Origin of the sequence: Streptosporangium sp. DT93 (assembly GCF_049844535.1) — a bacterium.
Lineage (GTDB): Bacteria > Actinomycetota > Actinomycetes > Streptosporangiales > Streptosporangiaceae > Streptosporangium.
In genome coordinates this window covers 267,392-279,486 of record NZ_JBNCLF010000010.1, presented here as the reverse complement: position 1 = coordinate 279,486, position 12,095 = coordinate 267,392, and the positions used below count along the sequence as shown (strand labels likewise).

Below are 12,095 nucleotides of genomic sequence, written 5' to 3'. Positions count from 1 at the left end.
GGGGGGTTCCTGAGGTCCGGTCAGAGGAGTGGGGCGGCCGCGGCGGGGGGCCGCCGGGGGGCGCCGCTCGGCCGCGCGCCCGCGCCGGGGGGGGGGGGGCGGGGGGCGGGCGGCGCGTCGCCGCTCCCGCCCCCCCCCCCCCCCCCCCCCCCCCACTCCTCCGGGCCGACGATCCGCACGCCCAGGGTCTCGGCCTTGGCGCGCTTGGAGCCCGCGTTCTCCCCGGCCACCAGCAGGCTCGTCCTCTTCGAGACGCTGGAGGAGGACTTGCCTCCGGCGCGCTCGATCAGCTCGTTCATCTGGTTGCGGGTCAGCGCCTCCAGCGCACCGCTCATCGATCCGGTGACCACCACGGACATCCCGGCCAGCGGCAGCCCGGACGCGTCACCGGCCTCCGTGGCCGCCCGCGCGCCGGCGTCGGTGCCGGGCACGGCGGGGGGTGCCCAGCCGGGCTCGGTCATGGTGACCCCTGCCGCCACCAGCTTGTCGATCAGCGGCGCGAGCTCGGCCAGCTCGGCCACCACGGCCGGCGCCTTCTTCGGGCCGATGCCCTCGACCGCCTCGATCGCCTCGGCGTCGGCCGCGCGGACGGCGTCCATGCTGCCGAAGTGCCGGGCGATGCGGCGGCTCATGGAGCGGCCCGTGCCGCGCACGCCCAGCGCGCAGAACACGCGGCTGAGCGGTTGCGCCTTGGCCCGCTCGATGGCGGCCAGCAGGTTGTCGGTGCTGGTCTCGCCCATCCGCTCCAGCCCCAGGACCTGCTCGCGGGTCAGGAAGAACAGGTCGGCGAAGTCGGCGATCAGCCCGGCGTCCAGCATCTGCAGGATGCGGTTCTCGGCCAGGCCCTCGATGTCGAGCTGGTCGCGGCCGGCGGCGTAGCCGATGGAGGCGATGATCCGGCAGGCGCGGCCGCGCACGCACCGCCACCGCTCCTGCGAGGCGTCGATGGCGTCACCGCAGGTCGGGCAGACCTCGGGGATCGGGATCGGACGCTCGTCGCCGGTGCGCAGGTGCACGACCGGGGCCTCGACGCGCGGGATGACGTCACCGGCCTTGTAGACGGTCACGTGGTCGCCGAGCATCAGGCCGCGGCGGGCGATGTCGGAGGCGTTGTGGAGCGTGGCGTAGGTGACGACGCTGCCGTCGAGCTCGACCGGCTCCAGCACCGCGCGCGGGGCGATGATGCCGGTGCGGCCGGTGTTCCACTCGACGCCGACCAGCTTGGTGATCTTCTCGGTGGCGGGCAGCTTGTAGGCGACCGCCCACCGGGGGGCGCGCGTGCCGAATCCGGCCTGGGCCTGGTCGGCGGCCAGATCGCACTTGATCACGATGCCGTCGATGCCGAAGGGCAGGTCTGCCCGCCTGGCGGCGATGTGCTCGACCCGCTCCTGGATCTGCTCCAGGGTGGTGGCGACGATCCCGCCGACGTCGGTGACGGCCGGGGTCCCCACGCCCTGGGCGGCGACCCAGGCCATGACCTCGCTGTGGGGCAGCTCGCGCAGCCGCGCCGCCTGCTCGGAGTCGTCGTCGGGGTAGGGCAGCGCACCGTAGCCGAAGAACGTCAGCTCGCACACGTACGGCCGGTCCTGGGCGCGCAGCGTGCCGGCGGCGGCGCTGCGCGGGTTGGCGAACGTGGTGCCGTCGTGCGCCTGACGCTTGGCGCACGCGTCCTCGAACTGCGAGGCGGTCATCATCACCTCGCCGCGCAGCTCCACCGTGACCGGCTCGGCCAGCCTGGCGGGCAGCCCCGCGACGGTGCCGATCGCGTGGCTCACGTCCTCGCCCGCGGTGCCGTCGCCCCGGGTGACGAGCCGCACCAGCCGCCCGCCGTGGTAGCGCGCCGCGATCGCCAGCCCGTCGAGCTTCGGCTCCACGCTCCACGCCGTGACCGGCCGGCCCAGCCTGCGCTCCAGCGACGCGGCCCAGCCGGCCAGCTGCTCGGCGCCGAAGACGTTGTCCAGGCTCAGCATCGGCACCGTGTGCGGCACGTCGCCGACCACCGCGCCACCGGCCACCTTGCCCGTCGGCGAGGTCGCCAGCACCTCGCCGGGATGCTCGGCCTCGTACGCCTGGATGCCCCGGACCAGCCGGTCGTAGGCGTCGTCGTCCATCGCGGAGGTGCCGTCGCCGTAGTAGGCCGCGGCGGCGTCCAGGGCGAGCTGGACGGCTTCGGCGTAGGCGGTCTGATCAGCGAGAAGAGTGCTCGGGGGCGCGTCGGTCATGATCCCATCATCTCGCCCGGCACCGACAGTTTCGGCTCACGGGACGCGGCACCGGGAGCGCCCGGCAGGACGGGCTCGGCCGTTCTTCGAGCCCTCGCCGCGGCGACGGTGACGGGGGAGCGGCCGGAGCCGTGGGAGGTCCCGCGAGAAGCCGCCGCCGGTCAACGCCTTCCGGCCCTGTCGAGGGCGTCCTCCGCCTGGGCGGCCAGGGCGGCGACGAGATCGGTCGCGGAGGGCCGGTCGGCGATGAGGTCGACGGCCTCACCGGCCCAGACCGGCAGCGGGGGTATGACACCTCGCGCCAGGTCGTCCTGGTAGTCCCGGCGGGCCCGGGGGTCCGCGGCGAGCTCGGCGTCACGACCGCGCCAGCGGTCGAGAAAGGGGTGGCCGAGGGTGCGGGCGGTGTACCTCGACGGCCGTGGAGAGTCCCGGACGATGTCCAGCACGTCGCTGCGCTCGGTGTCGTGCCCTCGTCCCTCGACGATCGCCGTGACGGTCGCGGGATCGACCAGGGCCTCGGCGGTGGCCTGGAAGCGGGTGCCGAGCAGGGCTCCGGCGGCGCCCAGGGCCAGGGCCGCGGCTATACCGCGGCCGTCGGCGATCCCGCCGGCCGCCAGCACCGGCACCGGTGAGGCCAGATCCACCACGACGGGGACGAACGGCAACGTGGATCGACGGGGTTCGTCGACAGCAGGTTCTCCCGATCCTCCTGTGAGCAGGCTGAGAGAGGGAGCGGTGTCATTCATGGCCGAATATGGCCAGACCGGCGGGGGCCGCCGGGGACATCCTGATCTCTCCGACGCGCTCCGGCGCCCCGTTCAGGAGGATCGGCACATGCTCGCGAAGGTGTTCCCCATCACGCTCAAGCCCGGCAACCAGGAGAGGGCGGGGGCGCTCGTCGAGGCCTTCGCGCCCCGGGGGCCCGGACAGGAGGACGGCACGCTGTCGTTCCGCGTCTACCGCGACCCCGCGAAGACCGACTACCTGCTCTTCGTCGAGCACTTCGCCGACCAGGCGGCCTACGACGCCCACACCGGTTCCGCCGCCTACCGGGAGCTCATCGCGGGCCGGTTCGCCGACCTGATCGCCGAGCTCGTCGAGATCGACCACGAACTGCTCGTCGACCTCTGACCCGACGGCCCGACGGCCCGACGGCTGGACGGCCCGACGGCTGGACGGCCCGACGGCTGGACGGCTGGACGGCTGGACGAGCGAAGCCCACATGTCACCACCACAGAGAGTCATTTCGAAGATCTATGAACACACTCGACCAAAAAGCGCGGGCGCTCACCCTGCACGCCCTGCACGCCCACCCGCCGCTGATCCTGCCGAACGCGTGGGACCCGGCCTCGGCGGCGGCGATCGAGGCGGCCGGCGCGAAGGCGATCGCCACCACGAGCGCGGGGGCGTCGTGGGCGGCGGGAGTGGCGGACGGGGGCGGACTGGACCGCGCCACCGCCCTGGACGCCCTGCGGCGCATCGTCGCCGCGGTATCGGTCCCGGTGACCGCCGACATCGAATCGGGCTACGGCGCGACCCCCGAGGAGGTGGGGGCGACCGTCGCCGAGGTCCTGGCCGCGGGGGCGGTGGGCGTCAACATCGAGGACAGCCCCGGGGTGCGCGGGGAGCCCCTGCTGGAGCCGGAGGCGCAGGCCGAGCGGCTCCTCGCGGCCCGGGAGGCCGCGCGGGCCGCGGGCATCGAGCTCTGCGTCAACGCCAGGACCGACACCTACCTCGCCGGGATCGGCACGGCCGGTGAACGGCTCGCCGCCACCATGGCCCGCGCCGAGCGCTACGCCGCCGCCGGCGCGGACGTGCTCTTCGTGCCCGGTGTCGCCGACCCGGAGGTGATCCGGACGCTCGTCGGCGGGCCGCTGCCGATCAACGTGATGGCGTCCCCGGGCGCGCCGGCCGTCGCGCACCTGGCGGCGCTCGGTGTCGCGCGCGTCAGCGTCGGCTCGGCCGTCGCCCAGGCGGCCTACGGCCTGGCGGCGGCCGCGACGAGGGAGCTGCTCGGCCCGGGCACCTACCGCTGCCTCGAGATCGCACTGGAGTACGGTGAGCTCAACGACCTGCTGCGCGCCCACCCCGGGCCGCCGTGAGGCACGCGAGGGGGGCCGCCCGTTCCGGGTGACCTCTTCCGTCGGCGGCGACGTCTCGCGGGCGGCCCATCGTGTCCGAATACGGCTGGAAACGTTCGCCGGTGAACGCGATTCTGGGTGTGTGACGACATATTCCGCCGTACGGACGACGGGGATCTACTGCCGGCCCGGGTGCGGGGCCACGCCTCTCGCCGAGAACGTCCGGACGTTCGAGCTGGCGGCCGCCGCGGAGGCCGCGGGCTACCGGGCGTGCCTGCGCTGCCGGCCCTACCGGGTGGCCGGCACGATCGGGGAGGACGCCCCCGAGCTCGTGTGCCGGGCGGTCCAGCTGATCATCGGCAGCGTGCTGGACGACGCCGGCGAGGCGGCGCTCGGTGCCCGGCTCGGCGTGTCCGCGCGCCATCTGAGGCGCATGTTCAACGACCACCTCGGGGTGACCCCGGACCGGTTCGCCCGCTCGCGTCGCGCGCACCTGGCCCGGCGCCTGCTCGACGACTCCGACCTGTCGATCGCGGAGGTGGCCTTCGCCTCCGGGTTCGGCAGCCTCCGCCAGTTCAACCGGGCCATGCGGGAGGTGTTCCGGTTCACGCCGCGCGAGCTGCGGGAACGCCGGCGGCGGGCCGACCGGCTCGCCGCCGACGGAGGGCTCACGCTCCGGATGCCGTTCACCGCCCCCTACGACTGGGACGCCGTCGCCGGCTTCCTCGCCGAGCGGGCCGTGCCCGGTGTCGAGTCGGTCGAGTCGGGCGTGTACCGCCGGACCGTCGTCATCGACGGGGCGCCCGGGATGCTGGAGATCTGGTCCGGAGGGCCCGACCACCTCCGGCTGCGCGCCCATCTTCCCTACTGGGAGGGGATCATCCACGTCGTGGAGCGGGCGGCCCGGCTCGCGGGCGTCGGCTCGGACCCGTTCCTCGCCGCCGGGCGGCTCGCCTCCGCGCCGTGGCGCCCGTGGCGGGCGCTCGCCACGGTCCACCTTCTTCTTGAGGGCGGCCGCCGGGCGGCGCCCGGTCACCCGGCCTGACGACGGCGGACCGGCCCGGCCAGGCGGTGACGTGACGTGACGTGACGCGGCCTGGCCGGTGCCGCCTCAGGGAGGGCTCCGGCCAGGCCTCCGGCGTGGACCCGGGCTCCTGTCCGGACGTGGATCGGGGCTCCTGTCAGGATGTGGGTCCGGGCTCGTTGCCGGATGTCAGGCGGGGAGGGTCCACCTCTGCCAGGCGTTCGTGTTGCAGTCCCAGATCTGCAGCCGGTTGCCGTTGGCGGTGGCACCGCCGGGCGCGTCGAGACAGCGGCCGGAGGAGGGGTTGCGGAGCTGGGAGGCGGGGGTGGCCTGCCACTGCTGGGCGGTGGAGCCGTTGCAGTCCCACAGCTGGATCCTCGTGCCGTTGGCGGTGCCGGCACCGGTGACGTCCATGCACTTGCCCAGCACGCGGACCGTGCCGTCGGTGCCGGCCGTCCAGTTCTGCGCGGTGCCGCCGTTGCAGTCCCACAGCTGGATCGCGGTGCCGTTGGCCGAGCTCGCCGCCGCGGCGTCTGCGCACTTGCCGCCCACGCCCCTGATCGGACCCGCACGCGCGGGCGTGCCGCCGCCGGAGACGGTGAACTCACCCTGGTTCAGGACGCGCGGGTGGAAGTAGGCGTTCTGGATCTCGGTGTTGCTGTTGCTGCCGCGCAACTGCTCCGACCAGAGCATGAAGTAGCTCCAGCGCGTCTGGCCGTTGAGCAGGGTGGCGTCGGGGACCTTCCCCATCTCCGCCAGCGCGATCGGCTTGGAGCCGGCGATGTTCTGGATCTGCTGGTAGTCGCCCTGGCTGGGGTGGTTCTTGTACCAGACGTCCAGGGAGACGACGTCGACGTACTGGGAGCCGGGGTAGTAGGCGGCCCAGTTGCCGGCGGGGTTGTCCTGGACGTTCCACACCCAGACCAGGTTGGTGAGACCCTTGCCGACCAGGTAGTCGCGGGTGATCTGGAAGAGGCGGGCACCGCCGTTGGGGCCGGGGCGGTTGCCCCACCAGTTCCAGGACTCGTTCATCTCGTGCAGCGGGCGGAACAGGGCCGGGACGCCGGCGTCCTTGAGCTGCTGGAGGTAGGGCACGACCTCGTCCAGGCGCCGCTTCCACGCGGTGTTCAGCGCGCTGCCGTTGGTGACGATCTGGTTGAACTGGTCGGCGGAGATCTGCGTCTTCACGCCGCCGTCGAACTGGCAGGTGCTGCCGCCGGTCGGCGTGCAGACGTGCCAGCTGAGGGCCACCAGGGAGCCGTTGGCCCATTCGGCCTTGGCCTGGTCGATCACGCGCTGGCGGTTGGCGACGTCCTCGGGGCGGAACATCAGGTCCCCGCCCCACAGGCCGGGGTACTGGCCCGTGATGTCCTTGACCTGCTGGGTGTACTGGCCGGGGCTGCTCGCCGGCTCCTTGTTGTGCTGCCCGGAGACGATGTTCCTGCCGGTGACGGAGGTCAGGTAGTCGATGACGGCCTGCCTGGACGACGCGGGGAACGCCTGGGCCTGCGGGGATGCCGCGATTCCCAGGCCCAGCGTCATCAGGATGGTGGCCGTCGTCGCCCGGAGAAGGCGGCGTGCCCTGCCGGTGGGACGGTGGGCGGCGTGCGGACGGCCGGGCGGGCCGTCGGGACGTCGTGGTGAGGTGAGACGCGCTTTTCTTTTCTCCTCTTGTCTGACGTGTCCCCCGAGGACTGGGAGACGGCCCGGCGGGGCCGTCGTGGGATGGTGGCCGCCCGTCGGTGCCGGAAGGGGGTCGCGCCGCGCGCCGCCCGGCACCGTGGACGACGGCCACCGTCGAGAAAGGTCACCGTGGAGAAAGGTCACCGTCGAGGACGATCACCGTGGAGAACGATCGTCGGGTCCCGCCGGTCAGCTCCGGGGAGCGAGGGGCTCGGCGGCCCGCTCCCCGGACCGTACGGCCCCGGGCGCGGGTGTCTGCGCGGCGTTGACCGTGAACAGCGCCGGCCGCACCGACGCGGGGTCGGGCGCGGGGGCGCCGGTCACCGCGATGACGCACCTCTCCCCCGGCAGCAGCGTGACCAGGCCCCGGTCGGCGCTCGCCCCGGGGGCGATCCGATCGGCCTGCAGGAGCAGGTCCCTGACGAACGTCCGCGCGGTGACCACGAGGTCGAACCCGTTCGCGCGCGGCTCGACGTCGATCGCCAGATCGGCCGCCGGGTAGGCGAAGTCACGGTCCTCGCAGCCCAGGACGACGTCCCGCAGCTCCTCGACGTCGGCGACGAGCAGCTCCCGGTGCCCGTCCTGGAACGTGACGACCTCGGCGGGGAGCGGCAGCGGGACCACCGAGCGCGGTGGCACGGTGAACGGCAGGGTCTCCTCCGCCAGGACGGTGCCGCCGGCCGACATCCTTCGCACCCCCGCGAACCCGTCCCACTGCTCGGCGGACTGGTTGTCGACGACCAGCACCCGTTCCCCGTCCCGGGTCTGGAAGCTGACCAGCCGGTCGGCGTAGAGCCTGCGCAGCTCGTGGTAGAGCGGCTTGGGGCGGCCGGCGCCGTCGATCGCGGACCACGAGGTGACCGGCCAGCAGTCGTTGAGCTGCCACACGACCGTCCCGGCGCAGATCGGCCAGTGCGACCGCCAGTGGGCGACGCCGACGGCGATGGCGCGGGCCTGGTTGACCTGGGCGAGGTAGTGCCAGTCGTCGAAGGTCGCCGGAGGGCCGAAGTGGCGGGCCAGGCCCCGGTCGATCTTGCCGGTGCCGTCCTCGGCCTTCTGGTGGTGGAGCATTCCGGGCGAGCGCGGGCCGAGCGGCTCGTCGGTGACGGCGTCGCGCAGGGTGGCGTGGGCCGGGGGCGCCTGCCAGCCGAACTCGGCGGCGAAGCGCGGCACGTCGTTCAGGTAGTCGGTGTAGTCGCGGCGGTTCCACACCTCCCAGAAGTGGGACGGCCCGTGCGCCGGGTCGTTGGGGTGGTGGTCCCACGAACCCGACCAGGGGCTGCCCGCGCTGTAGGGGCGGGTGGGGTCGAGCTCGGCGACCACGAGAAGGAAAAGATGTCCGCATTCCGTGTGGCGGGGCCCGGTGCCCCGCGCCAGGCCCCGAAGGCCCCGCAGGCCGTGCCCCCTCACCGGCGGCGCCGGCCGTCCGCCCGGGGGGCGCGCGCGGCCGGTTCGCAGCGATGGTACACCCCCTGGCCGTACCTGCTGGTGCCCCTGGCACTGCTGGTGCTGTTCACGTACATCCCCGTCGTGGACATGTTCGTCTACAGCCTCACCGACTGGGACGGCTTCAGCCCGGTCAGGAGCTTCGTGGGGGCCGACAACTACGTCGACCTGTTCACCAGGCCCCGGTTCTTCCAGGTCCTCACCGTCAGCCTGTTCTACCTGGCGGGGTCCGCGGTCCAGATGGTCGTGGCCCTGTACTTCGCCACCGTCCTGAGCTTCGACGTACGGCTGCGGAACCTCTTCAAGGGGATCCTCTTCTTCCCCTACCTCGTCAACGGCGTGGCCATCGGCTTCGTCTTCCTGTACTTCTTCCAGCCCGGCGGCACGCTGGACGCCGTGCTGGGCGTGTTCGGGGTCGAACCGCGGCTGTGGCTCGGCGACCCCGACCTGGTCAACACCTCGCTTGCCGGCGTCTCGGTGTGGCGCTTCATGGGCCTGAACCTGGTGCTGTTCATCGGCGCCATCCAGTCGATCCCCCCGCAGCTGTACGAGGCGTCCTCGCTCGACGGCGCGAGCCGGTGGCAGCAGTTCAGGTTCATCATCGCGCCCAGCATCAAGCCGATCATCAGCCTCAGCGCCATCCTGGCGATCTCCGGTGCCCTGTCGGTCTTCGAGATCCCCTTCATCATGACCGGCGGCTCCAACAACAGCGAGACGTTCGTCATCCAGACGATCAAGCTCGCCTTCACCTTCAACAAGGTCGGACTGGCGTCGGCGGCCGCGGTCGTCCTGCTGGCGATCGTCCTGCTGGTGACCTGGCTCCAGCGCCTGCTGGTTCCCGACGAGAGGGTGGAACAGTCGTGAGGACGATCACCGGCCCGGCCGGGACCGCGGCTCCGCGCGGCCGTCGCCGTCACGCCCCCGCACGGCGTGGCGCTCCCCCGCACGGCGGGCGCCGCGACGCTCCCGTACGCGGGGCGGCGGCGCGCCTGCTGATGTACCTGTCACTGGTGCTGGCGTGCGCGGTGGTGGTCGTGCCGCTGGCGGCGATCCTGCTGACCTCACTGCGGACCGCCGGCGAGATGGCGGCCAGCGAGAACCCGCTCGCCGCGCCCGGCGACTGGTTCAACCTGGACAACTACCGCGTCGCCTTCACCGACGGGCAGATGCCGCAGGCGCTGTGGAACACCGGCTTCATCCTGTTCTTCTCGCTCCTGGGGACGGTCTTCATCGGCTCGATGACCGCCTACGCGGTCGACCGGTTCCACTTCAGGTTCAAGAGGGTCGTGATGGCCCTCTTCCTGGTCGCGGCCCTCGTCCCCGGCGTGACGACACAGGTCGCCACCTACCAGGTCGTGAACAACCTGGGGGTGATGGACACGCACTGGGCTCCCATCCTGCTCTACATGGGGACCGACATCATCTCCATCTCCATCTTCCTGCAGTTCATCCGGTCGATCCCGACGTCCCTGGACGAGGCGGCCAGGCTGGACGGCGCGACGCCGCTCACCGTCTACTGGCGCGTCATCATGCCGCTGCTGCGCCCGGCGATCGCCACCGTGGTCATCGTCAAGGGCGTCGCGATCTACAACGACTTCTACATCCCCTTCCTGTACATGCCCTCCGAGGGACTCGGTACGATCTCGACGTCGCTGTTCCGGTTCAAGGGGCCGTACGGGGCGCACTGGGAGGTCATCTCCGCGGGCGCCGCGCTCGTCATCCTGCCGAGCCTGATCGTCTTCCTGGCCCTGCAGCGGTTCATCTACAGCGGCCTCGTCTCGGGAGCGACCAAATGACACGACCGGCGGTGAGTGACCGGCGCACCGCGCACATCGCGTGGCGCCACCACGACGACCCCGGCAACAGTGGCGCCCCTGTCGCGCTGCTGCTCCTGCACGGGTTCACCGACTCCGCCGCCTGCTGGGACGCGATCGTCCCCGCGCTGGCCGGCTACGGCGGCATCGTGGCCACCGACGCCCGCGGCCACGGCGGCTCCGGCCTTCCCGAGGGGCCCGTCGGGCCCGAGCGGCACGCCGCCGACCAGGCGCTCGTCCTCGACGACCTCGGCGTCACCGGGCCGGTCGTCGTCGTCGGGCACTCCATGGGCGCGCTCACCGCCATCACGCTGGCGGCCACCCGCCCCGAGCTGGTGGCCGCGCTCGTCCTGGAGGACCCGCCGCCGCACGGGATGGGCGCCGGGCCGCGCGGCGTACCGGCCTGGCTCTCCGGCCTGCGCGCCCTGGACCTCGCCGGGCGCGTCGCGTACGCCCGCGAGCACGACCCGGCCTGGAGCGAGGCCGAGCTGACGCCGTGGGCGCTCAGCAAGGAGCAGATCGACCCCCGTTACTGCGAGCGGCCCGGCTCGGCCCTCGACCCCTTCCACGACCTGGCGCCGGACGTGCGCTGCGACACGCTGCTCCTGTACGGGGACGCCGATCGTGGCGGAATGGTCACCGACGCCGACGCGGCCGCCTTCCGTAAGGCGGCAGGCGGCGCCGTGACGACGGCCCGCGTACCCACCGCGGGCCACAACGTCCGCCGCGACACCGCCGGCGCGTACGTGCGCGCGGTCCGCGCCTTCCTGGACGGCGTGCTCCCCCGGCCGTCGCGGTAGGACCCGTACGGGGCCGGGACCGGAGAGGTTCGCCCGCGTCGGCGCCACTCCGCCCGGTCAGTTCGGCGAGGGCGGGGGACGGGGCACCGTCAGGTCGAGCCCGTCCAGGCGGTCGGGGTCGGACAGCACGTCGACGGCGACGATCCTCCCGTCCGTGACGGTGAAGGCCATGACCGACAGCGGCCTGCCGTGCGCGGCGACGACGACCCCGGCGGCCCCGTTGACCAGCGCCGGTCGCGCGAGCGGCGAGAGCCGTCCGAAGGTGAGCGCCTGCTCGGCCACGTCCCGGGCGCCGGTGATCACGACCGTGTGGCGGGCCCGCGCGGCGCCGCCGTCGGAGCGCAGCACGACGCCGGGGTCGAGCACGGCGACGAGCGCGCCGAGGTCGCCGTCGCGGGCGGCGGCGAAGAACGCGTCGACCACGTCACGCTGGCGGGCGAGATCGGGGTCGGGAGCCGGGGCCTGGCCCCGTACCCTGCGGCGGGCGCGGCTCGCGAGCTGCCTCGCCGCCGCCGGTGAGCGGTCGATCATGGAGGCGATCTCCTCGAACGGCACGGCGAACATGTCGTGCAGCACGAACGCGAGCCGCTCGGCCGGCGTCAGCGTCTCGAGCACCACCAGCAGCGCCAGCCCGACCGAGTCGGCCAGCACCGCCTCCCCCTCGGGGCCGATCCCGCCCTCCCGGCCGACGATCGGGTCGGGCATGCGTAACCCGAGAGGGTCCTCGCGCCGCCGCTCGCGCGAGCGCAGCGTGTTCAGGCACACCCGCGCCACCACGGTCGTCAGCCACGCGCCGAGGTTCTCCACATCACCGGCGCCGGCGCGGTCCAGGCGCAGCCAGGCCTCCTGCACGGCGTCCTCGGCCTCGCTCACCGAGCCGAGCATCCGGTAGGCCACGGCCCGCAGCCGGGTCCGGTGCTCCTCGAAACGCTCGCCGAGCCGTTCGCTCTCGTCCACCGTGTCACATTCCTTTCCCGGGGGGCGTCGTAGAAGTAGACACGCGCGATCCCGCCGATGTGACCGGG

The 12,095-nt window shown here is 73.2% G+C and carries 11 protein-coding genes; 6 read left to right on the top strand and 5 right to left on the bottom strand.

The features are described from left to right. Positions 1–20: 20 nt before the first annotated feature. A complete protein-coding gene (gene ligA / locus ACLQ2R_RS22720) occupies positions 21–2,222 on the bottom strand; it encodes an NAD-dependent DNA ligase LigA (RefSeq protein WP_425962402.1) in 2,202 nt (733 codons plus the stop codon). A 161-nt stretch (positions 2,223–2,383) separates the two neighbouring features. Then, the gene (locus ACLQ2R_RS22715) at positions 2,384–2,968 is read right to left on the bottom strand and encodes a nitronate monooxygenase (RefSeq protein WP_425962401.1); all 585 of its coding nucleotides are present in this window, start codon (positions 2,966–2,968) and stop codon (positions 2,384–2,386) included. An 88-nt stretch (positions 2,969–3,056) separates the two neighbouring features. On the opposite strand from ACLQ2R_RS22715, the gene ACLQ2R_RS22710 reads away from it, so the two are divergent. From ACLQ2R_RS22710 to ACLQ2R_RS22700, 3 genes are all read left to right on the top strand, one after another. After that, positions 3,057–3,353, top strand: coding sequence for a putative quinol monooxygenase (locus tag ACLQ2R_RS22710; protein WP_425962399.1), 297 nt, complete (start codon positions 3,057–3,059; stop codon positions 3,351–3,353). 125 nt (positions 3,354–3,478) lie between these two features. Further along, positions 3,479–4,324: an isocitrate lyase/PEP mutase family protein gene (locus ACLQ2R_RS22705; RefSeq protein ID WP_425962398.1), complete on the top strand. Its 846-nt coding sequence runs from the start codon at positions 3,479–3,481 to the stop codon at positions 4,322–4,324. A gap of 121 nt (positions 4,325–4,445) precedes the next feature. Further along, a complete protein-coding gene (locus ACLQ2R_RS22700) occupies positions 4,446–5,348 on the top strand; it encodes a helix-turn-helix domain-containing protein (protein WP_425962396.1) in 903 nt (300 codons plus the stop codon). 168 nt (positions 5,349–5,516) lie between these two features. On the opposite strand, the gene ACLQ2R_RS22695 is transcribed toward ACLQ2R_RS22700, so the two are convergent. After that, positions 5,517–6,869 carry a glycosyl hydrolase gene (locus tag ACLQ2R_RS22695; protein ID WP_425962394.1) on the bottom strand — a complete coding sequence of 451 codons (1,353 nt, stop codon included), beginning with the start codon at positions 6,867–6,869 and terminating at the stop codon, positions 5,517–5,519. A 330-nt stretch (positions 6,870–7,199) separates the two neighbouring features. After that, a complete protein-coding gene (locus ACLQ2R_RS22690) occupies positions 7,200–8,333 on the bottom strand; it encodes a hypothetical protein (protein WP_425962392.1) in 1,134 nt (377 codons plus the stop codon). Between the two features lie 12 nt (positions 8,334–8,345). Between ACLQ2R_RS22690 and ACLQ2R_RS22685 the strand changes: the two genes are divergently transcribed. From ACLQ2R_RS22685 to ACLQ2R_RS22675, 3 genes are read left to right on the top strand one after another with little or no spacing between them, the layout of a single operon-like run. Further along, positions 8,346–9,320: a carbohydrate ABC transporter permease gene (locus ACLQ2R_RS22685; protein ID WP_425962391.1), complete on the top strand. Its 975-nt coding sequence runs from the start codon at positions 8,346–8,348 to the stop codon at positions 9,318–9,320. Continuing rightward, positions 9,317–10,252: a carbohydrate ABC transporter permease gene (locus tag ACLQ2R_RS22680; protein ID WP_425962389.1), complete on the top strand. Its 936-nt coding sequence runs from the start codon at positions 9,317–9,319 to the stop codon at positions 10,250–10,252. Before ACLQ2R_RS22685 ends, ACLQ2R_RS22680 begins: the two co-directional genes overlap by 4 nt. Further along, positions 10,249–11,070 (top strand): alpha/beta fold hydrolase, encoded by an 822-nt coding sequence (locus tag ACLQ2R_RS22675; RefSeq protein ID WP_425962387.1) that lies wholly within the window; start codon positions 10,249–10,251, stop codon positions 11,068–11,070. The genes ACLQ2R_RS22680 and ACLQ2R_RS22675 overlap by 4 nt, the downstream gene beginning before the upstream one ends. A 57-nt stretch (positions 11,071–11,127) precedes the next feature. Here the strand turns inward: ACLQ2R_RS22675 and sigJ are convergent, their stop codons facing one another. Continuing rightward, positions 11,128–12,027, bottom strand: coding sequence for an RNA polymerase sigma factor SigJ (sigJ, locus tag ACLQ2R_RS22670; RefSeq protein WP_425962386.1), 900 nt, complete (start codon positions 12,025–12,027; stop codon positions 11,128–11,130). Between the last annotated feature and the right edge of the window lie 68 nt (positions 12,028–12,095).

Bases quoted from the DNA above. Each gene is read 5' to 3' on its own strand.
- ACLQ2R_RS22705 (WP_425962398.1), top strand. From the start codon at position 3,479: ATGAACACACTCGACCAAAAAGCGCGGGCGCTCACCCTGCACGCCCTG.
- ACLQ2R_RS22695 (WP_425962394.1), bottom strand. From the start codon at position 6,869: ATGACGCTGGGCCTGGGAATCGCGGCATCCCCGCAGGCCCAGGCGTTC.
- ACLQ2R_RS22710 (WP_425962399.1), top strand. From the start codon at position 3,057: ATGCTCGCGAAGGTGTTCCCCATCACGCTCAAGCCCGGCAACCAGGAG.
- ACLQ2R_RS22685 (WP_425962391.1), top strand. From the start codon at position 8,346: ATGTCCGCATTCCGTGTGGCGGGGCCCGGTGCCCCGCGCCAGGCCCCG.
- ACLQ2R_RS22715 (WP_425962401.1), bottom strand. From the start codon at position 2,968: ATGAATGACACCGCTCCCTCTCTCAGCCTGCTCACAGGAGGATCGGGA.
- ACLQ2R_RS22675 (WP_425962387.1), top strand. From the start codon at position 10,249: ATGACACGACCGGCGGTGAGTGACCGGCGCACCGCGCACATCGCGTGG.
- ligA (WP_425962402.1), bottom strand. From the start codon at position 2,222: ATGACCGACGCGCCCCCGAGCACTCTTCTCGCTGATCAGACCGCCTAC.